This is a genomic window from Staphylococcus agnetis (assembly GCF_011466855.1).
GTDB lineage: Bacteria > Bacillota > Bacilli > Staphylococcales > Staphylococcaceae > Staphylococcus > Staphylococcus agnetis.
In genome coordinates this window covers 1,509,673-1,531,989 of record NZ_CP045927.1, presented here as the reverse complement: position 1 = coordinate 1,531,989, position 22,317 = coordinate 1,509,673, and the positions used below count along the sequence as shown (strand labels likewise).

Here is a 22,317-nt window from a genome sequence, read left to right as displayed (position 1 = left end):
GTGATATTTATTTAGCTTAAAGACATCATTGTCCTTAACTCTAATGGTTTATCACTCTGTAGCGTTTTTTTAGAGTACTGATATATGAATGTTTGCGAAGCGTTAATCAAAAGATTTTAAGTTTACTGAGTACGGTGCATTTCAATTTCTTTCTGATTAAAATCAACATTAGGATAATACATATTTTTAACCAATACATTTGGACCCAGACAACGATATTTAGGGCAATGGCAATTTAATGATTGTGCGAGTGGTGACTTAAGCCATTTGTCAAAAACATCATTTAATTTATCATATTTAATATTAGAGATTGTACCGGTTTCATCACCAAAATCTGTTACAATCACATTTCCGGTAAACACGTTTACATTTAGTCTACTACGACCATCAGGGTCATTCCGTAGTGAGACATTTGGGGTATTTAATAATCGTTGTCTTAACTGTTGATCTTCATTGTTTTGAATACATGGGAAAATTGGCAATGTGCCAAATAGCATCCAAGTAGCACTATCGCGAAAATCTAATAAATGATGAATGGTTTCTTTAATGTCAGCCAATGATAGTACGTCAAGTTGGCTTGCAAAATCTGAAGGATACATTGGATGAATTTCATGGCGCTCGCATTTCAAGTCATGAACAACTTCATGATGTATGCGTTCTAAATATGGTTTTGTACTTTTGTTTAACATCGTTTCTGCAGATACAAACATACCTTGTTCACTTAGAGTACGTGCATTTGTAATCATTTGCTCATATAATTTTTCTCGCGCTTTTAAAGGTGGTTTTTGCGCCATTGCGCCAAATCCGACTGATGTAAAAGTGTCAATCGTTCCCCAATTATGTGAAATATGCATGACATCAATATACTCTGCAATGTCTAAATAGCGGTCCAAAGGTAAGGTTAAATTTGAGTTCATCTGAACATAAATACCTCTATCATATGCATAACGTAATAAGGGTTTTACGACTTCACGAATAGATTTTTTTGAAAACATCGGTTCGCCTCCCGTAATGGATAGGGTCTTAAGGTGTGGAATTTCATCTAAGCGCTTTGTTATTAATGACATGGGTAGGGGCGTAGGATCCTGCGTTTGAAGTGTGTAGCCTACAGCGCAATGACTACAACGCATATTACATAAATTTGTCGTTGTAAATTCAATATTACTAAGTGTCAGTTGACCATAAGTATCAACATCGCTGTGCGCCTCCCATGGATCATTGTAAAGTGAAATAGGTTGTTTTTTTGTATGAATCATTCTGCAAGACTCCTCTAAAACTAAGTTTGATTTGATATTTTGAGTTGAGGAATATCAAAATCATGTTATGATAGCATTGATAAATGCAATTATAAAGGAGAATTTAAATCTATGGAAGAGCCTCGTACAATGAATCAAGTAAAAGAAAGATTGACACAGTTTTTAGAGGATATCGACCAAGTGAATCCGAATGATGTAGATGTTAAAGAAGTAGATGAATGGATATCACTTTTAGATCAACTTGAAATGAAGGTCAATCAATTGCGTAAATAATCTTTGTTTAAATATCACATTTTCGGATATACATTAGATAGACATGAAATGAAGAAAGGTGATAAATATGGCAAAGAAAATCGCAGTTTTACTCGCTGACGAGTTTGAAGATATTGAATTAACAAGCCCACAAGAGGCCATCGAAAAAGCTGGTCACAAAGTTGTGATTATTGGAGACGAAGCTGATAAAGAAGTCGAAGGTAAGCATGGTGAAAAAGCTAAAGTTGAGGTGGGTATTGCTGACGCAAAACCTGAAGATTATGATGGATTATTATTACCAGGCGGCTTTTCACCTGATCATCTACGTGGTGATAAAGAAGGTCGATATGGTAAATTTGCAAAATATTTCTTAACTGAAAATTTACCAACTTTTGCCATCTGCCATGGTCCACAAATCTTAATCGATACAGATGAATTAAACGGCAGAACTTTAACAGCAGTTTTAAACGTACGTAAAGATTTAAGCAATGCAGGTGCTACGGTAAAAGACGAATCTGTTGTTGTAGATCAAAATATCGTAACAAGTCGTATTCCAGATGACTTGGATGATTTTAATAGAGAAATCACAAATTTATTAAATCAATAAGATCAAAACGTTGGTACATTGATTTATTGATGCGCGTTATTGTTAATGTACACGCGTGAACATTAAATCATTTGTATAAGCTCACGTTTTATATCAATAATAAAAGGCCATCAAAATTCATGTAAAAATGAACTTTGATGGCCTTTCGTTTTAATGATCGCCACACTGCTAAGTAATGAATCAATGATACTCTAAGTTTGATTATTTGCCTAGGACTTTATAAAAATCTTTTTATAGCAGTTGAAAGTGATGGCATGTCTTTAAAAACAAATTTGCCTTCTTCAGTTAAACTTCGATAAGCAAATTTCGCATAATTACGAGCTTCTTCAGGAACGATTTGGCCAGGAAGCGGTGCCGCATTGACATCAACATAAACATTTACAATAGTTGGTTTATGTTGTTGCATTGCAGTTTAAACCACAGCATCGATTTCTTTAGGGTCTTTTAAAGTGAATCCGACACCTCCACAGATTTCTGCAAACTTTGCAAAATCCATATCGCTAAAATCAATGCCGTATTCTAACTCTCCGGCGGCTTGTTGTTCATATTTAATAAACGATAATTCTTGATTATTTAAAACGAAAATAACCATCGGTAAACGATATTGCACCGCTGTGGCAAAATCTTGCATGACCATTTCAAATGCGCCATCACCTGTAATAGCAACCACTTGTCTACCAGGAAATGCGATACGAGATGCGATTGCGGTAGGTAATGCACATCCCATCGTTCCGAGCCAACTTGAAATAATAAACTTATTCTCTGGTCCCAAATTTAAATAGCGTGTTGACCAGACCGTTGACGTACCAACATCTGCAGCAATCACAGTATCTTTATGAATCACTTTATTAATGGCATCCATGAGTCTTTCTGGACGTATAGGTTCAGCGTCATTCTGTTTATCTTCTACCATCCATTGATCCCATGTTTCTTTACGTTTAAGCAGCGTATTCAAAAAATCACGGTTTGAGACTGGATTGATGGCGCGTGTTAGTGCTGCCAAACTTTGTTTACTATCACCGATGATGGGTGCATCGATATTAAAACGATGACCGATAATGTGTTGATCGGTATCAATTTGAATGGCTGGAATATTTTTGTGTGGTAGATAATCTATATAAGGATAATTTGTACCAACTAAAATAAGTAAATCGGCATTTTGCATCGCATAATATGCAGGTTTCGTACCTATTTTGCCAATATTTCCTAGAAGATATGGATGATCATAAGGGACAACAGTTTTTGCTGGCAAGGTAACCATCGTAGGAATTTGAGCTTTTTCAATAAATGCTTGTACTTCTTTTTTAGCATGTTGTGCACCTAAACCGACTAACATCACAGGTTTCTGACTTTCATTTATTAAACGTGCAGCTTTTTGTATATCTGATAAGTCGGGACTTGGAAGATGGGGCTCAAATGGCGTAATTTGATCTGGAATTGAAATCTCAATTTTTTTATTTAAAATATTGTTCGGTAGTGTTAAAACAGCGACGCCCTTTTTGGCGTAAGCAGTACGTATGGCTTCATCAACGATATCAAAAATCCGAGCAGCGTCATTTTCCTTTAATTGATAATTGTAGACTGCAACATCTTCAAAAAGGTGGGGTAAATCTACTTCTTGAAAGGCTTTTGTACCCAACGTATCACTATTTGCTTGACCTGCTAAAATCAATTGTGGGACATTATCCATCTTTGCATCATACATACCATTTAAAAGATGGATTGCCCCGGGTCCACCTATACTTAAAGCGACACCAATTTTACCTGTTAACTTTGTGTACGCTGCAGCAGATAAACTTGCGACTTCCTCATGTCGCACGTGTATAAACTTAATACGTGCTTCTACCGATTTTAATCCATCAACAACAGCATCAATAGAATCTCCTGGAATGCCATAAACATGGTCAATGTTCCAAGCTTCTAAAGCTTTAATTAAAGCAGCATTAGCTTTCATCTTATCCATTTCACTCTTTCCTTTCTTAAATAAGTGTTCTCAACGTTATACCCAATATAAGCGTGTTCATGCACTCATGCTATGGACTGATTTTGTTGCAAACATATAGATTAATTTCAGATGTCTTGATACACTCTCATTAAGAGATTTTATAATGAGAAAGTAGGGTCATATTTATGAAGCGTACTGACCGTATTAAAACTAAAAATGCAAAACCTCCATCGAATGAACCATATTACAATACGTATTATCAACCAGTAGGACAACCCCCACGTAAACAACGTCCTAGAAAAATTTTTCGTTCGATGCTTTTAATTGCATGTCTCCTTATTTTACTATTTATTGGTGGCATGTATTTATTATCACAACGTGCGGATGTATCAGATTTATCAAATATCGAAAAGAAATCTACATATGTAGATGCCTCAAATATGCCGAACTATACAAAAGGTGCTTTTATTGCTTTAGAGGATAGACGTTTTTATAACCATAATGGTGTAGATTATAGAGGGAGTATACGTGCCATCTTCGCTTCTTTGAAAGATCGAGATCGACTACAAGGTGGGAGCACCATCACACAACAACTTGTTAAAAACTATTATTATGATAATCAGCAAACTATTACACGTAAATTAAAAGAAATGTTTGTAGCAAAACGTGTAGAGCGAGAATATGAAAAAGACAAAATTTTAAGTTATTACATGAATAACATTTATTTTGGCGATAATAACTATACAATTGAAGCAGCTGCAAACTATTATTTTGGTACCACAGTCAATACAAATCAATCATCGTTACCGCAAATAAGTGTCTTACAAAGTGCAATGTTAGCGAGTAAAATCAATGCACCATCAGTATATGATGTGCATCAAATGTCGCCGTCATTTATAAATCGTACAAAAATGACACTTGAAAAAATGAAACAGGAAAATTATATTACTGAAGCACAATATACCGAAGCGTTGCAACAACTTGGTGGGTAAGGATTTCTGTGGCATAATGTAATATATGAGGGAACTGGGAGAAGTCTAAAAAGACCTTCCAGTTTTTTATATCTCAGAGAGGTGAAATAATGAGGAAAATCACTAAAATTGAAATTCAAAAAAATAATGCATCACGTTTTAATATTTATATTGATGATCATTTTGAACTCGGCGTTTCTGAAGATACATTAGTCAAATTAAATCTAAAAAAAGGTGACAACATATCCACTCAGGACCTTGACCACATTAAACAACATGAATTTCAACAACAAGCGATTCAACAAGCATTACATCATCTTTCTTATCGGAAGCGTTCAGCTAAAGAAATCGCGAAACATCTAAAAAAGCAAGATTTTCCTGAAGCGGTTATCGAGAAAGCCATAGCTTTTTGTAGAGCACAGCGTTTAATTGATCACGAAGATTATGTTGAAAGTTTAAAGAATACGTTATTACAAACTACGGATAAGGGCCCTGAAATTTTTAAACAAAAATTGATAGAAGCTGGAATAGAGGAGACACTTATTCAAAAAGGTGTCGAACAATTTGAAGCAGAGCAGTCTAAAGAGTCTATTATTAAATTGGCCAATAAAATTAAATCACGAAAAAAAGGACCTCCAAAAAAAGTACAACAACAAGTTCACCAATCTTTAATTCAAAAAGGTTATACATTTGATACAATACGTGACGTGTTAGCAGCATTAGATTTTTCAGAAGATCACGAGATGATTGATGAATTATTGCAACGTGATTTGGAGAAAGTCTATAATAAATATGTAAAAAAATATGAAGGATATCAACTAAGGATGAAGACGACAGAAGCTTTGGTACGAAAAGGCTACTCATACGATGATATATCAAGAAAATTAGAAGAAAGTGGTATTATAGATGAATCGTAAACGTTTAAGTGAAATGGAAAGACATGAAATCTATCAAGAAATTCAAAAGTATAAAGAAAAAATGCGTAAAGCTGAAATGAATGGCATTATGAATGAATATGATGTTTATGCAAACAAAATTGTCATTGCCGAAAGTTATCTTGTAGATGCTTCTCACATTAAGCTGGGTATGCGCTATACTTTAAAAGATGAAGCGGATGCAACTTTTACAGTCGAAAGGTTAAAAGGTGTATTTGCTTGGGGGTATCGAAATGACTCTAGTCATGAAGAAGGTATACCTCTATCATTATTACAATTATAAAGGGGTTTAAGTGAATGGGGAGTGCAATTGTCCTTAAGATCATTAATGTTACACATTTTTATCGAAATCAAAAAAAACAAAATATCTTAAAACCTTTTAGTTATCAGCCCGAAGACATTGAATTGAATAATATTACATTACATATATATCAAGGTGAATCGTTGGGTATTATTGGTGAAGCGGATTCCTCTAAATCACTCGTAGGGGAAATTTTAGCAGGTACGGTTAAACCTGATAAAGGGCGCATGGTGCGAACTGCGACATTATTTTATGCAAATATGAACCAAAAAACTGTAGAAACAATGTCGGTGCGTGATTATGTTCAAGATGTTATACAACTATATGAATATGAAGTCACAGCGCATAAAGTTGAGCAAATTATAAAATATGCCCATTTAGCTAGTAAGGAAAACGATGCGATACAAAATTTAGCTGACGAGGAATATGCCCAGTTATTATTTAGTATGGCACGTGCATCAAAAGCAGAAATCATTATATTAAGTCATATTTTGACATATTTAGATGAGGACTTTATGACGAAAGCATCCTCAATGGCACGTGAATATATTGATGAGGGGTTAACTTGGGTAACGATTGACAATGATATTACTAAGATCCAAGCAGTGAGTAACTACATTGCTTGGATATCACATGGTCAACTACGTCAAGAAGGGCCAGTCAAACAGGTTGTCGGAGCATTTTTAACGCATGAAAAAGACCGTTCGTCAATTAAATCTGAGGAAGCGTTAGCATATTTTGATGACGACTGGAAACGTAATCGTTCGAGAATGCCTGAACTTACGTATAATTTTAAAAGAATTGAAAGATATCATCATTCAGAGCCACCAGCATTTTTAGCACGTGTATGGATATGGTTAGCTATATTTTTTATGGGCATCGTACTAGGAAGTTTATTCATATTTACCAATTTTGGACAGTTAGAGTCTCAAAAAGTCACAACTGAAGATACAATTGCAAAAAATAATGAAGATCCATTTATTGAAAAGCTTGCTTATGGCATAGTAGATGCTAAAAATGTTCAACTTACTGGTAAGTCTGGGCAGAAGGATTTGAAATTACCTAGATATGCTATTGCAACGATTACAGGTGAAAATAAAACGTCTTACCGAATTGAAAATAATGGAGAAATTTATACTGCATCTAAATCACAATTTAAGTATATTAACCCGGCTGCACTTTATCGGCATGTAGAGCGTGATGACATTGCACCGTATATGAAATCTAATTATATTAACTATGTCGATTATTTTAATGGAGAATTACATAAATCTCATAAAACTGTTAATAATACATTAGTTCCAGATTCTAAAAACCGCTATGTTGAATCCATTACGCAACAACCCATTTCCATGTTGTTTGATGATCGTAATAAATTAATCGGGTATACTTTTCCGATGGTTGATACTCATGCTTTTAAGAAAAAATTCAAACCTAATGAAAAATATTGGATCGTGAAATCTGAAGAAGGTTATTTCATAGCAGATGTACAAAATGACCAATGGATTTATATTAAACTGTAGGTGAAAACATGTTAGAACAATGCATTATTTTTTTTAAAAATATACCCAGACATATTAGACATAGTCGCTATCGGATTTTTCAACAACGACGTGTTTTATTTTTAACGTTACTGAGTGGTTTGCTGATGATTATATCATTAAAAGTTGCATTTCATGTTTTATCTGTAGCTGAAATCATTCAAGCTACAATGATGTATCGTCTTGTCGGATTGATTGCTTTTGGCGTCATGGTAATTGCCATTTGGATGAATTACAAAAATTTTCCACGGGATTACTATGTCACGCGTCATTTTAATAGCAATCCTATGTTACATATCCTCATATCAAGTGCGGTATATAGTTTGATTTTAAGTGTATTACTAACAGTGATTGGATTTGTAAAGCCTGTGAATGCAGACACTTTAATTTCAGGTGTAATCTTTTATTCAGTGACAACCTATATTTTTATAATATTGCTGTCGTATTTACTAGGTTTAATACGGGTTATTTATGCTAAATTAGATCCAATTTATTTTGGCATCTCAGGACTTTTGTTTGTGTTATTACCGATTATATTGATACGAGCAACACTCCATGGAAGTTTGGTTCACATATTGATGTTAAATCCTGTATATTACTTAGTTAATGGCTTCCAGCAATCAGTTATTGTAGGTTCTGATGCGTTAAATCATTTAGGTTATCACTTTTATTTTGCGTGTTGGATTGGGTTAATAATAGTATTGGCATTCGCATTAAATGATTACGTGTCACAATTACGCCCAAATGAACATATTCAATAATGTTAAAGTAGCTTTAAAGATAGAACTTTACTTTTAATACGAAATTCTGTGCCGTCCATTGCATTAAGAAAGAACTATTGACGGTGATTACTTCATAAGGTGAGTATGAGATTTCACTACTTTAATAATTAAAAAGCCAACAAAATTCATTAGTTAATGAACTTTATTGGCATCTAATATTAATCTATGTCCTTTTAGTCCTTAATGGATCAAAATAGAATGTCCTTCTAATAAGTATCGATAGATTCCTTAGTGAAGGCTTTTAAAGCATTCAAAGAGCGGATAGCAATCGTTAAGATTACTATACCGCTTTCACTTATAATAGGGCGAAAACATAAAATGATATGATACATAGCCTAGTAATTATTTCAAAATCTTTGGTGAATATATTAACAGACTTCTAGCTGGCATATAACTTTTTCATCAATTTATCTTCAGTAAACACCCATCCCGTATAAGAATGTTTAACTTCCATTTGTTGGTTTAAATGAACGATTGCCACAAATTGATAATGGTCGTTTTTAAGATAACGTAAATCAATAAAGCGTAATTCTGTCGTTTCATTATCAATATGTTTGATGTGCCAACGATATATGGAAGAAAATCCTAAAAACGCACGTATGTTAGGATCATATTGTGCGTGTTGCATAATATAGTCATCTGGGTAAGGTTGGCGTTCTACTTTATCACTGAAGACAATGTTACGTCCGTAACTACGACCAACATAATCATGTTTCTCAGTTTGTATCGCTACACGCCATTGGAAAAAGCGAATCGTAGGCGCCACAAAAACTTTGATTGGTGTGCCTAAATGCTCAACTTGATTTAAAGCTTGTTTTTTAAGCCATCCTTGCATCACAAATCTTAAAATATAATATCCGATTAAGACTAAAAGTAAAGGTCCAAAAACGATATAAGGATGTACGCCCATTGTCCATATGACAATACCCAACATGAGTATAAAAAATATAATAGGATCAAAAGTGTTAATTACACTTAACTGAATCCATTTGTTTGAAATGGGCCGTAATGCTTGTGTACCGTATGAGTTAAAAATATCGACAAAAACATGTAAAAAAACGGCTAACTGTGCCCACAACCACACATGTAATGGATCTAAATGATTAAATAAACTGTAAACAAGTAAAGTTAATAGGAGAGGCCAAAACAATGTAAATGGAATAGAATGCGTGATACCTCTATGATTTGATATATAAGTTGCATTATCTTTTAATTTAAGTACCGTATCGATGTCTGGAATTAACGAGCCAGCTATTAGAATCGTTGCTGTCGCACCTATATTTTGTCCTAAAGCAGGATCAGTTGTAGCTAATGCAGTTAATCCGACACCTATAGCGATGTGTGTAGCAGTATCCATAAGCGTCACTCATTTCTAACTTAGTTAAATCTAGTATAATCTATAATTGAATTGAACTAAAACAATCAACAATTTGAAGGAGAAATTTATGCATTATCCAGCCACTTTTAAAACAGACCTTATTGACTGGTTTAAAGAGAATCAAAGGCAAATGCCTTGGCGTGAAACAACCGACCCCTATAAAATTTGGGTGAGTGAAGTGATGCTTCAACAAACACAAGTTGATACAGTGCGCGATTATTATATGAGATTTATTGAACGATTTCCAACTGTCAAAGCTTTAGCAGAGGCACCTGAAAATGAGGTTTTAAAATACTGGGAAGGTTTAGGGTATTATAGTCGCGCGCGTAATTTCCATACCGCTGCAAAGGAAGTTGTTTCAAATTATAAAGGTACCGTGCCAATCGACCCAATTATTTTTAAAACTTTAAAAGGGGTAGGGCCATACACTCAGGCCGCTGTGATGAGTATCGCATTTAATCACCCATTACCTACTGTCGATGGTAATGTCTTTCGCGTTTGGTCGAGGTTGAATAATGATGATACGGACATCGCGTTGCAATCTACACGTAAACGTTATGAACATGAGTTGTTACCTTATGTGGAAACAGAATCCGGAACATTTAATCAGGCGATGATGGAACTCGGTGCACTTATTTGTACTCCAAAATCACCACTTTGCATTTTTTGTCCTGTCCAAACACATTGTGAAAGCTATGAATTAGGTACAGTTTTAGAGTTACCAGTAAAAAAGAAAAAAATAAAGAAAAAAGTACTACATTACAATGTATATCTTATTGAAAATGAAAATGGAGCGTATCTTATTGAACAAAGAAATGAAAAACTGTTGAATAATATGTGGCAATTCCCAATGGTGCTTGAAGATGAAAATACTACAAGTCTCAAGTCGAAATTTGGTCCTTCACTTAAAATTAGTGAAACTAAAAGTGGCGTGATTAAACATCAATTTACACATATGACGTGGGTTTTAAATGTATATAAAGCAAGCATAGCCTCACACGATGTTAATAACCAAGATACCCCAACGCAATGGTTAGGTCCTAATGAGCGACATCATTATACATTTCCTGTATCCATGTCTAAAATTTATGAGACCTTTTGTAAGCGAAATGCTCTATAGAGGGTATTGAGTGTGATATAATGACAAAGTGAGATTTTTGAAGTGGGGTGAGACAAGTGGTAAAATCATGTATTCCTAAAGAAGGCGACACAATAAAAATACAGTCCTATAAACATGATGGCAACATACATCGCGTTTGGTCTGAAACAACGATATTAAAAGGAACCGATCATGTCATTATTGGCGGTAATGACCATACACTTGTTACTGAAAGCGATGGACGTACTTGGGTTACACGCGAGCCAGCAATCGTATATTTTCATTCGGAATATTGGTTCAACGTCATATGTATGTTCAGAGAAGATGGGGTTTATTACTATTGTAACTTGTCATCACCGTTTGCATGTGATGAAGAAGCACTAAAATATATTGACTATGATTTAGATATTAAAGTGTATCCAAATGGGAAATATCATTTACTAGATGAAGACGAATATGAACAACATATGAATCAAATGAACTATCCAAAAGATATTGATGTGATTTTAAGACGCAATGTTGATATACTACAACAATGGATTGAACATAAAAAAGGGCCATTTGCACCTGATTTTATAAAAGTATGGCGTAATCGTTTTCAAAAGCTAAGAAATAGAACTTAAGTAGAAGCAGCTTAGAATACAACATATGAATAAATTAATAAGCGTGAGTGAAATAGAGAAGGTGATACCCATTTCTATTTCACTCTTCTTGTGTGTTGAGAGGGGGAGATGTAGATGATCAGACGCTATTTGAAATTTGTTAAACCCTATAAATGGTTAATTGTAGGGACTATTTTTGTTGGGATTTTAAAATTTGGTATTCCTTTATTAATTCCTTTATTGATTAAATTTGTGATTGATGATGTTATTAATAATGACGCATTAAGTTTGTCGGATAAATATACACATTTATTATATGCAATGTTGATTGCAGCATTTATATTTGTCATTGTACGACCACCTATCGAATTTTTAAGACAATATATGGCGCAATGGACAAGTAATAAAATTTTATATGACATTCGTAAAAAATTATATAGTCATTTACAAGCGTTGAGCGCTCGTTTTTATGCAAACAATAAAGCGGGTGAAGTCATCTCTCGTGTCATTAACGATGTTGAACAAACCAAAGACTTTATCATGACGGGATTAATGAATATTTGGCTTGATTGTATCACTATCATTATTGCATTATCTGTCATGTTCTTTTTAGATGTAAAACTTACATTAGCCGCTATTGTCATCTTACCGTTTTACATTTTAACAGTATATTTCTTTTTTGGGCGTTTACGTGCTTTAACCCGTCAACGATCTCAAAAATTAGCTGAAACACAAGGTTTCTTGCATGAACGTGTCAATGGCATGGCTGTTATTAAAAGTTTTGCGATTGAAGACAATGAAGCAAAAAACTTTGATAAACGTAATACAGGATTTCTCCAAAAGGCATTTAAACATACGCGATGGAATGCATATTCTTTTTCCGCCATTAATACTGTGACAGATATTGGTCCGCTGATTGTAATTGGATTCGGCGCTTATTTAGCTATTTCAGGGTCTGTTACTGTGGGAACATTAGCTGCATTTGTTAGTTATTTAGAACAACTTTATGGGCCATTACGTCGTTTAGTTTCATCTTTTACAACATTGACGCAAAGTTTTGCTTCAATGGACCGTGTCTTTCAATTATTTGATGAACCATATGATATTAAAAATGCAGATGACGCCAGAGCCATTCCAATAACACAAGGGAATATTGAAATACGCAATGTTTCTTTTAAATATAACGTTGATGAACGCGATGTGTTAAAGCATATTAACTTAAATATACATCATGGTGAAACCGTAGCATTTGTTGGCATGAGTGGAGGCGGAAAATCTACTTTAATCAGTTTAATCCCTAGATTTTATGACGTCACAGAAGGTGAAATTTTAATTGACAAACATAATATTAAATCATTTGAAACAGGGAGTTTAAGAAGACAAATTGGTATGGTACAACAAGACAATATTTTATTTTCTGATACAGTGAAAGAAAATATATTGTTAGGTCGTCCTGATGCAACTGATGAAGAAGTTGTTGCAGCTGCGAAAAAAGCAAACGCACATGAATTTATAATGGCGCTACCTAACGGTTATAATACCGAAGTTGGTGAAAGAGGGGTTAAATTATCTGGTGGACAAAAACAACGGTTATCAATCGCACGTATCTTTTTAAACGATCCACCTATTTTAATATTAGATGAAGCGACAAGTGCACTTGATTTAGAGAGCGAGGCCATTATACAAGAAGCATTAAATATATTAAGTAAAGATCGCACAACTTTAATTGTCGCACACAGGCTTTCAACAATTACGCATGCAGATAAAATTGTTGTCATCGAAAATGGTCAAATTGTAGAAATGGGCACACATCAAGAATTAATGACACATCAAGGGGCTTATCAACGTCTTTACAATATTCAAAATTTATAAATATGGTATTTAACACGTGCAAATGTATGAATTCAAAATGAGTTCATATGCTAAACACGTGTTTTTTTGTAGTCAAAAGATTAAAAATGATTTAAATGGAGTAAAATTGCTTATAAAATGATCGTTGTAAGCGTATAGTGGTATTAAAGGGGGAGGAAGCTATGACTTTTTTATCCATACTACAACTGATTGTTAATATCCTTATTGTCACAATATTATTAGGGATAGGTATAGCCTGTGTCGCATTTTTAATTTTTGATCGAAAACAAAAACAACATAGTGTATTACGAAATTATCCAGTGTTAGCACGTGTAAGGTATTTTTTAGAAAGTATTGGGCCTGAACTACGACAATATTTATTTTTAAATGATAATGAAGATAAACCCTTTTCACGAGATCAATATCAACATATTGTCTTAGCAGGTAAATACAACGAACGTGCAACAAGTTTTGGTTCTGAATTGGATTATGATGACGGTTTCTATTTAAATAATGCAATGTTTCCAAAACAACGAAAAGAATTATCTATAGATAATCAAACTTTAATCTCAACATTTGTATATCAAATTCATAGAGAGTCACTTTTTAGTCGAAAAGAAACACTCAAATCTACCGACATCTCACCTTATTACTTAGATAAGGCACATTATATTAAAATTGGTGAAAATATTAGATTTCCTTATTATGCCAAACGCCTCGTAGGCCAATCGGGTATGAATTTCGGCGCTTTAGGGAGTAAAGCCATTACCGCACTCTCAAAAGGATTAGGCCATGCTGGAACATGGATGAATACTGGCGAGGGCGGTCTTTCATCATATCATTTAGCTGGTGAAGCGGATATTATTTTTCAAATAGGTCCTGGGCTTTTCGGAGTAAGACATCAAGATGGTTCATTTAGTAAAGATGAGTTTTTAAAAAAAGCACATCATCCACGCATCAAAATGTTTGAAATCAAACTCGCACAAGGTGCTAAAACAAGAGGTGGTCACATAGATGGACAAAAAGTGACTGAAGAAGTTGCAGAAATACGAAATGTGCCACCGTATGAAACGATTAATTCACCGAACCGTTTTGATTTTATAGATAGCCCCCATGCGTTACTTAAATGGGTGGCAACATTACGTGAGTTAAGTCAAAAGCCGGTGGGGTTTAAAATTGTTGTAGGGAATCCAAATGATGTAAAAAAACTAGTTACAGCGATGGTTGAATTAAATATTTTTCCAGATTTTATTACAGTAGATGGCGGAGAGGGTGGCACAGGTTCTACATTTCAAGAATTGCAAGATGGCGTAGGACTCCCGCTATTTACAGCTTTACCAATTGTAGATGGCATTTTAAAAGCTAACGGTGTACGAGAAATAGTGAAAATTTTTGCTTCTGGTAAACTAGTGACGCCTGATAAAATTGCAATTGCACTTGCTTTAGGTGCGGATTTAGTTAATATCGCGCGCGGCATGATGATTAGCGTCGGGTGTATTATGAGTAGACAGTGTCATAAAAACACATGCCCAGTTGGTGTTGCGACAACAGATCCTAAAAAAGAACGTGCACTTGTCATTGAAGAAAAAGAATATCGAGTAACGAATTATATTACGTCGCTACATGAAGGATTGTTTAATATTGCAGCAGCAGTTGGGGTTGCAAGCCCTACTGAAATCGGACCAGAGCATGTTACGGTAAAAAATAACAATGGGACCATTCAATCTATTCATGACTACCAGTTAAAGCTAATTAAGTCATAAAAGCTTTTTAAAGTTTTCGATTCAAATAAAGATATTGAAATAGCCTTCAAAATTCATTATATCTTGAATTTTGAAGGCTATTGTATGCTTATGATCTGAGTATTTTATAAATCAAAATCTTCTTTGATGATATCAATGTCAGGATCATTACTATGATATTTGAAGTAACTACTTCTTAAACGATTTAAATGTTCAAGGTTATAGCGATATTCCTCTAAAGCAGCAATCACATGAATGACATTTGTATTAAATTCTTGCTGTTCTGAAGAAGTGTTGGTATTAAACGCTTCCTGATATGCTGTGAGTAAATCTTTTTTCAATGGATTTGTTACATGACTTTGAAATTCAGGATTTTCGAATTTCGCTTTTTTCGTAATACTAATTAAAATTTGCTCATGAAATTGACTTAATTCGTCAACTTCTAATTTAATTTGTAAAAACAAAGACTCACTTAAATTCAATAAATCATTTTGATATCGATTCATTCGGCGGAGTACGTCATACGCATCGCGTGTTGATAATACTAACTCTTTGAAAAGAATTTTCTTTCGTGTTTGTGCACGAGCATGTTTTTTAGTTAAAGAACGTTCCTCTTTATAAAATTCAAATAGTTGTTCTAATTTCACAACGCGTTGACGCAGTTGTTCTAAATCTTGTTTTACATAGTTGAATTCTGTTGCGTCATTTAAAACTAAGTTAAACCATTTAAAAATATCGGTGGTGATATTGAGGGAATTGTAATAAATTTTAGTTTCAAATTTAGGAGGTAAAAACGTTAGATTTACTATAAATGAGCTCAATACACCAATCATGACTAGAACAAATCTATAAAACGCTGACATATAAAATGAGCCATCATGTTGTCCCATAATAATTAAAGCAGTAACAGTTGCTAACGTTGCTACATGGGCAATGTTTAATTTAAATAAAATAGCTATGAGTAAAATCACTGTCGCGCCCATAATCAGGATGTTATTCCCGAAAATGGAGACCATCGTAACAGCTAACAGCGCACCAATAATATTCCCTTGAAATTGATCAACGATTGTTTTGAATGTTCGATATACGCTTGGTTGCATAGCGACAACTGCAGCAATCCCAGCAACAGTTATCATTCCTGCAGAGGTAGGGAGTAATGATGCCACCGATACGGCAAGTATGATGGCTATTCCTGTTTTTAATATTCTTGCACCTAATTTCAATTTATGCACTCCTTTATTTAGGCGAAATAGTGAGCATAATAAAGTCATTGTGTTCAATTGAAATAACCGGCATCTATTTAGGGTATCCATAGTGTATATGCTTACTTTTATTCATTGCTACATTTTTATGATATCGTACTAAATAGATGTGGGTAGTAGACTAACATGTCCATATCTACAATTCTACAAATACTTATACTATGACTATAGAATGATATATTGACACATACGCTGATGAAGAATTACACCATCTTAAAAGTTAAATAACGTGTTGGGTAATTTATTTTTAAAGCGGTCTATGCCAATCTTTTTCTTATTCAAATCATATTACAATTTAGTGTGATTTGCGAGATAATTGTTGAAATGCTTTATGCGCAGCTTCAATCGTTTGATCAATGTCGGCTTCTGTATGTTCAGTAGTTAAGAACCAAGCTTCATATTTAGAAGGTGCTAGATTAATACCTTGATATAACATCGCTTTAAAGAATGTTGCAAACTGTTCGCCATCTGATTGATCAGCTTGGTCGTAATGCGTAACTTTTTCATCTGTGAAGTATACCGTTAATGCACCACGAATACGATTAATGGTAGCTTTGATATCATATTGATCGATTGCATCTTGTAAACCTTTTTCTAATCGTTGACCAAGTCGGTCTAACTTTTCGTAAACCCCATCTTGTTCTAAAACTTCTAATAATGCGATACCAGCACGCATTGATAAAGGATTACCAGCCATTGTACCTGCTTGATATGCTGGACCTAAGGGCGCTACTTGTTCCATAATATCTTGTCTTCCGCCATAGCCACCGATAGGTAAACCCCCACCGATAATTTTGCCAAATGCAGTGAGGTCAGGATAAACACCTAACAAATCTTGTGCGCCTCCATAATGAAATCGAAATGCTGTGATGACTTCATCATAAATTACCAAACCGCCATGCTCATGAGTAATATCATTTACTTGTTCTAGAAAGCCTGGTTGAGGTGCCACCATACCAAAATTACCCACAATTGGTTCTACGAGAACAGCTGCGACTTGATCACCCCAATGTGCCATTGCTTCCTTGAAGGCTTCAATATTGTTGAAAGGAACAGTTATCACTTCTTGAGCAACACTTTTTGGCACACCGGCAGAATCAGGTGAGCCCAGTTGAGAAGGACCACTTCCGGCAGCCACTAATACTAGGTCAGAATGCCCATGATAACATCCTGCAAATTTTATGATTTTATTACGTTTTGTATAGGCGCGTGCAACACGTATAGTGGTCATAACAGCTTCAGTTCCAGAATTAACAAAACGAATTTTTTCGAGTGAAGGCATCGCACGACGCAATTTACGGGCAAAATCAATTTCTAACTCTGTAGGTGTGCCATAAAGTACACCGAGTGCTGCCTGATCTTGAATCGCTTTAGTAATATGAGGATGTGCATGACCTGTAATGATAGGGCCATAAGCTTGCAGATAATCAATATATTTATTGCCATCTACATCATATAAGTATGCGCCTTCACCTTTTTTCATCACCACAGGAGCACCACCACCTACAGCTTTATATGAGCGAGAAGGAGAATTCACACCGCCAAGAATATATTCATTTGATTCATGTTGTAAAGCTTCACTATTCGTAAACTTCATGATTTATCAGCCTCTTTTGTTTTATATTTTCATTTCATATCGTATCATAAAATAAAACAAATGAAGAAAGAGGGAGTATCATGATAAATAAAGGTGAACAATTTCCTGAGTTTGAACTTGAAAATCAAAAAGGCGAAAAAATTTCAAAAGCTTCATTAAAAGGTAAAAAAGCAATACTGTATTTTTACCCACGTGACAATACACCGACATGTACGACAGAAGCATGTGATTTTAGAGACAATTTAACATATTTTAATGACTTAAATGTTCAAGTTTATGGTATAAGTGGTGATTCTAAACGCAAACATCAAAACTTTATTGAAAAACACCAATTGAATTTCGATTTATTAGTAGACGAAGATTTTAAATTATCCGAAGCTACAGGTGTATATCAATTGAAGAAAACATTTGGTAAAGAAACAATGGGGATCGTTCGTACAACTTTTGTAGTTGATGAGGAAGGTAATGTCATCGATGTAATTGAGAAGGTAAAAGTGAAAGAACAAATGGACACATTAAAAGCTATACTTGAGGGGTGATAGTGATGCTTGTCGTTAGTTTGATGCGCTTAGGAGAAGAAGAGGAAAGGTTAAAAGCACTTTTTCCAGAAGTAGAGTTTGAATTTTATAAGCATCCATCCTATTTACCTGATACATCAAAAGCAAATATGGATGTATTATTAAGTTACCATGCAGATATCGATAGGGCCTTTATAAAAGAGGCTCGAAATCTAAAATGGATTATGTGGTATGCGACAGGTGTGAATGCATTACCACTAGAATGCCTAAAAGAAAATCATATTGCTTTAACGAATGCTAAAGGTGTACACGCCCAACAATTAACAGAATTTTTGTTTGCTTATTTACTTGATGATTATAAAGCGTTAAAAGAAACGTATGCGGAACAATTAAATAAAATTTATAATCATAAAAGAACAACACCTACAATTGCTGATCAAACAATCATGTTCCTAGGTACAGGGAAAATTCCGCAATCAGCTGCGCGCATTGCACAACAATTTGGTATGACAACAATCGGTTTAAATACAACAGGGCATAAAGCAGATGGATTCCACGAAAAATATCCATTAAAGGATAAATTTAAATATTATCATCAAGCGGATATCATCGTTAATGTGTTACCCGAAACAGAGAAAACGAAGTATTTACTTACATCTGAAGACTTTAAACAAATGCAACCACATACGTTATTTATAAATTTAGGTCGAGGCACAATTGTTCGAGAAAAAGTCTTAGTAGATGCTTTAAAAAATTCTGAAATACGTAAAGCGTATTTAGACGTTTTTGAAACAGAGCCATTATCACCTCATTCAGAATTGTATCATTTAGAAAATGTCGTGCTGACAAGTCATATATCTGGAAATGGAAATCATAATAAAACACAAGCAACTGAAATTTTTATTCAAAATTTACAACATTTTCTCAATAAGGGCACTCTAATTGAGAATATCGTAGATTTAAATAAAGGATATTAACGAAATCATTGACATGAGCAAATTGCAACCATTATATTAATATTAAGTAATAATAATTCTTAACTAGAAAGACGGGTGGATACAATGGCTGCAGAAATGGAAACTTATGAACATCAGTTAAATGAATCTATTGCAACTTTACGTGAAGCAGGAGTGCGTATTACGCCACAGCGTCAGGCAATCCTTAATTTTCTGATTCATTCAAAAACACATCCAACTGCTGATGAAATTTATCAATCGTTATCACCTGATTTTCCAAATATTAGTGTTGCAACCATATATAACAATCTTAAAGTTTTTAAAAAAACAGGAATTGTTAAAGAATTAACTTATGGGGATGCATCAAGTCGTTTTGACTTTGATACACAAAATCATTATCATGTGATTTGTGAAAATTGCGGTAAAATAGTAGATTTCCATTATCCATCATTACATGAGATCGAAAAGTTAGCACAACATGTCACGGATTTTAATATTACGCACCATCGAATGGAAATATATGGTATATGTCAAGAATGTAAAGAAAGTCAAGATAATGATTCATAGATTATAGTATCTAACGGATAGAATCTTAAACATTAACAGGTTTAAGGTTCTATTTTTTTGGCATTTTTAAGGTTTAGTAAATTAATCTTTACGTAGAATGTTCTATCATTCACACTTTTGGTGTTACATTTCCAATCTAGAGTGATTTTTAGCATATTTTCTTGCTTTTTTATGTTGACGGAAGAGGTATCCGTTGGTAAGATATAAAAGTCGCTAAGATACGACAAGCAAACAACGTTAATCTCATTTTGAGTTTTTGAAAAAACATTAAAAGTGTAAAATTAACGCTTGTAAGTTTTAAGAGAACATTATAAAATGTATAATGTTGAAACGACGAGCCGAAAACAAAGTAATTAAAAAACTTTTAAAATTTTTCTTGACACGAAAATTCGAATGAAGTATAATTGATTATTGTAACGGTTTAAAAAAGCAACTAACGAACATTGAAAACTGAATGACAATATGTCAACGTTAATTCCGATAATTTTGAGTACGTAATGTACTTTCAAGAGTGATTGGCTTAACCAATCAACGAGCTATATCAAGCTTACTTCTTTTATGGAGAGTTTGATCCTGGCTCAGGATGAACGCTGGCGGCGTGCCTAATACATGCAAGTCGAGCGAACTGACGAGGAGCTTGCTCCTTTGACGTTAGCGGCGGACGGGTGAGTAACACGTGGGTAACCTACCTATAAGACTGGAATAACTCCGGGAAACCGGGGCTAATGCCGGATAACATGTTGAACCGCATGGTTCAACAGTGAAAGACGGTCTTGCTGTCACTTATAGATGGACCCGCGCCGTATTAGCTAGTTGGTAAGGTAACGGCTTACCAAGGCGACGATACGTAGCCGACCTGAGAGGGTGATCGGCCACACTGGAACTGAGACACGGTCCAGACTCCTACGGGAGGCAGCAGTAGGGAATCTTCCGCAATGGGCGAAAGCCTGACGGAGCAACGCCGCGTGAGTGATGAAGGTCTTCGGATCGTAAAGCTCTGTTGTTAGGGAAGAACATATGTGTAAGTAACTGTGCACATCTTGACGGTACCTAACCAGAAAGCCACGGCTAACTACGTGCCAGCAGCCGCGGTAATACGTAGGTGGCAAGCGTTATCCGGAATTATTGGGCGTAAAGCGCGCGTAGGCGGTTTTTTAAGTCTGATGTGAAAGCCCACGGCTCAACCGTGGAGGGTCATTGGAAACTGGAAAACTTGAGTGCAGAAGAGGAAAGTGGAATTCCATGTGTAGCGGTGAAATGCGCAGAGATATGGAGGAACACCAGTGGCGAAGGCGGCTTTCTGGTCTGTAACTGACGCTGAGGTGCGAAAGCGTGGGGATCAAACAGGATTAGATACCCTGGTAGTCCACGCCGTAAACGATGAGTGCTAAGTGTTAGGGGGTTTCCGCCCCTTAGTGCTGCAGCTAACGCATTAAGCACTCCGCCTGGGGAGTACGGTCGCAAGACTGAAACTCAAAGGAATTGACGGGGACCCGCACAAGCGGTGGAGCATGTGGTTTAATTCGAAGCAACGCGAAGAACCTTACCAAATCTTGACATCTTTTGACCGCTCTAGAGATAGAGTTTTCCTCTTCGGAGGACAAAATGACAGGTGGTGCATGGTTGTCGTCAGCTCGTGTCGTGAGATGTTGGGTTAAGTCCCGCAACGAGCGCAACCCTTAAGCTTAGTTGCCATCATTAAGTTGGGCACTCTAAGTTGACTGCCGGTGACAAACCGGAGGAAGGTGGGGATGACGTCAAATCATCATGCCCCTTATGATTTGGGCTACACACGTGCTACAATGGACAATACAAAGGGCAGCGAAACCGCGAGGTCAAGCAAATCCCATAAAGTTGTTCTCAGTTCGGATTGTAGTCTGCAACTCGACTACATGAAGCTGGAATCGCTAGTAATCGTAGATCAGCATGCTACGGTGAATACGTTCCCGGGTCTTGTACACACCGCCCGTCACACCACGAGAGTTTGTAACACCCGAAGCCGGTGGAGTAACCATTTTGGAGCTAGCCGTCGAAGGTGGGACAAATGATTGGGGTGAAGTCGTAACAAGGTAGCCGTATCGGAAGGTGCGGCTGGATCACCTCCTTTCTAAGGATAATATACGGAATATCGCCTAAGGCGATAAGGAATAACGGA

Annotated in this window: 18 protein-coding genes, 1 rRNA gene and 1 pseudogene; 15 read left to right on the top strand and 5 right to left on the bottom strand. The window is 35.3% G+C overall.

Going from position 1 to position 22,317, the window contains the following annotated elements:
• Positions 1-122 precede the first annotated feature (122 nt).
• The gene (yfkAB, locus tag GJE18_RS07800) at positions 123-1,253 is read right to left on the bottom strand and encodes a radical SAM/CxCxxxxC motif protein YfkAB (RefSeq protein WP_420853507.1); all 1,131 of its coding nucleotides are present in this window, start codon (positions 1,251-1,253) and stop codon (positions 123-125) included.
• Between the two features lie 114 nt (positions 1,254-1,367).
• Here yfkAB and GJE18_RS07795 point away from each other — a divergent pair, with 114 nt between their 5' ends.
• Together GJE18_RS07795 and GJE18_RS07790 are read left to right on the top strand one after the other, a co-directional pair.
• Positions 1,368-1,529: an SE1561 family protein gene (locus GJE18_RS07795; RefSeq protein ID WP_086375152.1), complete on the top strand. Its 162-nt coding sequence runs from the start codon at positions 1,368-1,370 to the stop codon at positions 1,527-1,529.
• Positions 1,530-1,596: 67 nt separating this feature from the next.
• Positions 1,597-2,115 carry a type 1 glutamine amidotransferase domain-containing protein gene (locus tag GJE18_RS07790; protein ID WP_060551421.1) on the top strand — a complete coding sequence of 173 codons (519 nt, stop codon included), beginning with the start codon at positions 1,597-1,599 and terminating at the stop codon, positions 2,113-2,115.
• Between the two features lie 217 nt (positions 2,116-2,332).
• Here GJE18_RS07790 and GJE18_RS07785 read toward each other — a convergent pair.
• Positions 2,333-4,078 (bottom strand): annotated as a pseudogene (locus GJE18_RS07785) (pyruvate oxidase).
• A gap of 167 nt (positions 4,079-4,245) precedes the next feature.
• On the opposite strand from GJE18_RS07785, the gene sgtB reads away from it, so the two are divergent.
• The 5 genes from sgtB to GJE18_RS07760 all read left to right on the top strand — a co-directional run bounded on the left by sgtB (position 4,246) and on the right by GJE18_RS07760 (position 8,569).
• Positions 4,246-5,052, top strand: a complete 807-nt coding sequence (sgtB, locus tag GJE18_RS07780; protein WP_060551419.1) for a monofunctional peptidoglycan glycosyltransferase SgtB — start codon at positions 4,246-4,248, stop codon at positions 5,050-5,052.
• An 89-nt stretch (positions 5,053-5,141) separates the two neighbouring features.
• Positions 5,142-5,948 (top strand): recombination regulator RecX, encoded by an 807-nt coding sequence (recX, locus tag GJE18_RS07775; protein ID WP_107368430.1) that lies wholly within the window; start codon positions 5,142-5,144, stop codon positions 5,946-5,948.
• The gene (locus GJE18_RS07770; RefSeq protein ID WP_085622386.1) at positions 5,938-6,249 is read left to right on the top strand and encodes a YfhH family protein; all 312 of its coding nucleotides are present in this window, start codon (positions 5,938-5,940) and stop codon (positions 6,247-6,249) included. The genes recX and GJE18_RS07770 overlap by 11 nt, the downstream gene beginning before the upstream one ends.
• Before the next feature lie 14 nt (positions 6,250-6,263).
• Entirely contained in the window at positions 6,264-7,790 is a 1,527-nt protein-coding gene (locus GJE18_RS07765; RefSeq protein ID WP_060551416.1) for an ATP-binding cassette domain-containing protein, read from the top strand.
• A 125-nt stretch (positions 7,791-7,915) separates the two neighbouring features.
• Positions 7,916-8,569 (top strand): teichoic acid translocation permease, encoded by a 654-nt coding sequence (locus GJE18_RS07760; RefSeq protein WP_225906135.1) that lies wholly within the window; start codon positions 7,916-7,918, stop codon positions 8,567-8,569.
• A 400-nt stretch (positions 8,570-8,969) separates the two neighbouring features.
• On the opposite strand, the gene GJE18_RS07755 is transcribed toward GJE18_RS07760, so the two are convergent.
• Positions 8,970-9,947, bottom strand: coding sequence for a metal-dependent hydrolase (locus GJE18_RS07755; protein WP_060551414.1), 978 nt, complete (start codon positions 9,945-9,947; stop codon positions 8,970-8,972).
• 88 nt (positions 9,948-10,035) lie between these two features.
• Here GJE18_RS07755 and mutY point away from each other — a divergent pair, with 88 nt between their 5' ends.
• The 4 genes from mutY to GJE18_RS07735 all read left to right on the top strand — a co-directional run bounded on the left by mutY (position 10,036) and on the right by GJE18_RS07735 (position 15,283).
• A complete protein-coding gene (gene mutY / locus GJE18_RS07750) occupies positions 10,036-11,088 on the top strand; it encodes an A/G-specific adenine glycosylase (protein WP_107368429.1) in 1,053 nt (350 codons plus the stop codon).
• A 56-nt stretch (positions 11,089-11,144) separates the two neighbouring features.
• Complete coding sequence (ntdP, locus tag GJE18_RS07745; protein WP_037566893.1) at positions 11,145-11,690, top strand: nucleoside tri-diphosphate phosphatase; 546 nt, start codon at positions 11,145-11,147, stop codon at positions 11,688-11,690.
• 114 nt (positions 11,691-11,804) lie between these two features.
• On the top strand, positions 11,805-13,541 hold the full coding sequence (locus tag GJE18_RS07740; protein ID WP_103345885.1) for an ABC transporter ATP-binding protein: 1,737 nt from the start codon (positions 11,805-11,807) through the stop codon (positions 13,539-13,541).
• 161 nt (positions 13,542-13,702) lie between these two features.
• A complete protein-coding gene (locus GJE18_RS07735) occupies positions 13,703-15,283 on the top strand; it encodes an FMN-binding glutamate synthase family protein (RefSeq protein WP_107368428.1) in 1,581 nt (526 codons plus the stop codon).
• 104 nt (positions 15,284-15,387) lie between these two features.
• Here the strand turns inward: GJE18_RS07735 and GJE18_RS07730 are convergent, their stop codons facing one another.
• Together GJE18_RS07730 and GJE18_RS07725 are read right to left on the bottom strand one after the other, a co-directional pair.
• Positions 15,388-16,485, bottom strand: coding sequence for an FUSC family protein (locus tag GJE18_RS07730; RefSeq protein WP_060551410.1), 1,098 nt, complete (start codon positions 16,483-16,485; stop codon positions 15,388-15,390).
• A gap of 334 nt (positions 16,486-16,819) precedes the next feature.
• The gene (locus GJE18_RS07725) at positions 16,820-18,121 is read right to left on the bottom strand and encodes a glutamate-1-semialdehyde 2,1-aminomutase (RefSeq protein ID WP_107368427.1); all 1,302 of its coding nucleotides are present in this window, start codon (positions 18,119-18,121) and stop codon (positions 16,820-16,822) included.
• An 80-nt stretch (positions 18,122-18,201) separates the two neighbouring features.
• On the opposite strand from GJE18_RS07725, the gene bcp reads away from it, so the two are divergent.
• The 4 genes from bcp to GJE18_RS07705 all read left to right on the top strand — a co-directional run bounded on the left by bcp (position 18,202) and on the right by GJE18_RS07705 (position 22,269).
• Positions 18,202-18,660 carry a thioredoxin-dependent thiol peroxidase gene (gene bcp, locus GJE18_RS07720; RefSeq protein WP_060551408.1) on the top strand — a complete coding sequence of 153 codons (459 nt, stop codon included), beginning with the start codon at positions 18,202-18,204 and terminating at the stop codon, positions 18,658-18,660.
• A 5-nt stretch (positions 18,661-18,665) separates the two neighbouring features.
• On the top strand, positions 18,666-19,616 hold the full coding sequence (locus GJE18_RS07715; RefSeq protein ID WP_107368426.1) for a phosphoglycerate dehydrogenase: 951 nt from the start codon (positions 18,666-18,668) through the stop codon (positions 19,614-19,616).
• Positions 19,617-19,700: 84 nt separating this feature from the next.
• Positions 19,701-20,162, top strand: coding sequence for a peroxide-responsive transcriptional repressor PerR (gene perR / locus GJE18_RS07710; protein ID WP_060551406.1), 462 nt, complete (start codon positions 19,701-19,703; stop codon positions 20,160-20,162).
• 555 nt (positions 20,163-20,717) lie between these two features.
• A 16S ribosomal RNA gene (locus GJE18_RS07705) occupies positions 20,718-22,269 on the top strand.
• The last annotated feature ends 48 nt before the right edge of the window (positions 22,270-22,317 follow it).

Coding starts and splice junctions, on each gene's coding strand:
- GJE18_RS07725 (WP_107368427.1), bottom strand. CDS start 18,121: ATGAAGTTTACGAATAGTGAAGCTTTACAACATGAATCAAATGAATAT.
- GJE18_RS07770 (WP_085622386.1), top strand. CDS start 5,938: ATGAATCGTAAACGTTTAAGTGAAATGGAAAGACATGAAATCTATCAA.
- GJE18_RS07790 (WP_060551421.1), top strand. CDS start 1,597: ATGGCAAAGAAAATCGCAGTTTTACTCGCTGACGAGTTTGAAGATATT.
- perR (WP_060551406.1), top strand. CDS start 19,701: ATGGCTGCAGAAATGGAAACTTATGAACATCAGTTAAATGAATCTATT.
- GJE18_RS07735 (WP_107368428.1), top strand. CDS start 13,703: ATGACTTTTTTATCCATACTACAACTGATTGTTAATATCCTTATTGTC.
- GJE18_RS07760 (WP_225906135.1), top strand. CDS start 7,916: ATGATTATATCATTAAAAGTTGCATTTCATGTTTTATCTGTAGCTGAA.
- GJE18_RS07765 (WP_060551416.1), top strand. CDS start 6,264: ATGGGGAGTGCAATTGTCCTTAAGATCATTAATGTTACACATTTTTAT.
- GJE18_RS07740 (WP_103345885.1), top strand. CDS start 11,805: ATGATCAGACGCTATTTGAAATTTGTTAAACCCTATAAATGGTTAATT.
- GJE18_RS07715 (WP_107368426.1), top strand. CDS start 18,666: ATGCTTGTCGTTAGTTTGATGCGCTTAGGAGAAGAAGAGGAAAGGTTA.
- GJE18_RS07755 (WP_060551414.1), bottom strand. CDS start 9,947: ATGGATACTGCTACACACATCGCTATAGGTGTCGGATTAACTGCATTA.
- GJE18_RS07795 (WP_086375152.1), top strand. CDS start 1,368: ATGGAAGAGCCTCGTACAATGAATCAAGTAAAAGAAAGATTGACACAG.
- recX (WP_107368430.1), top strand. CDS start 5,142: ATGAGGAAAATCACTAAAATTGAAATTCAAAAAAATAATGCATCACGT.
- sgtB (WP_060551419.1), top strand. CDS start 4,246: ATGAAGCGTACTGACCGTATTAAAACTAAAAATGCAAAACCTCCATCG.
- mutY (WP_107368429.1), top strand. CDS start 10,036: ATGCATTATCCAGCCACTTTTAAAACAGACCTTATTGACTGGTTTAAA.
- bcp (WP_060551408.1), top strand. CDS start 18,202: ATGATAAATAAAGGTGAACAATTTCCTGAGTTTGAACTTGAAAATCAA.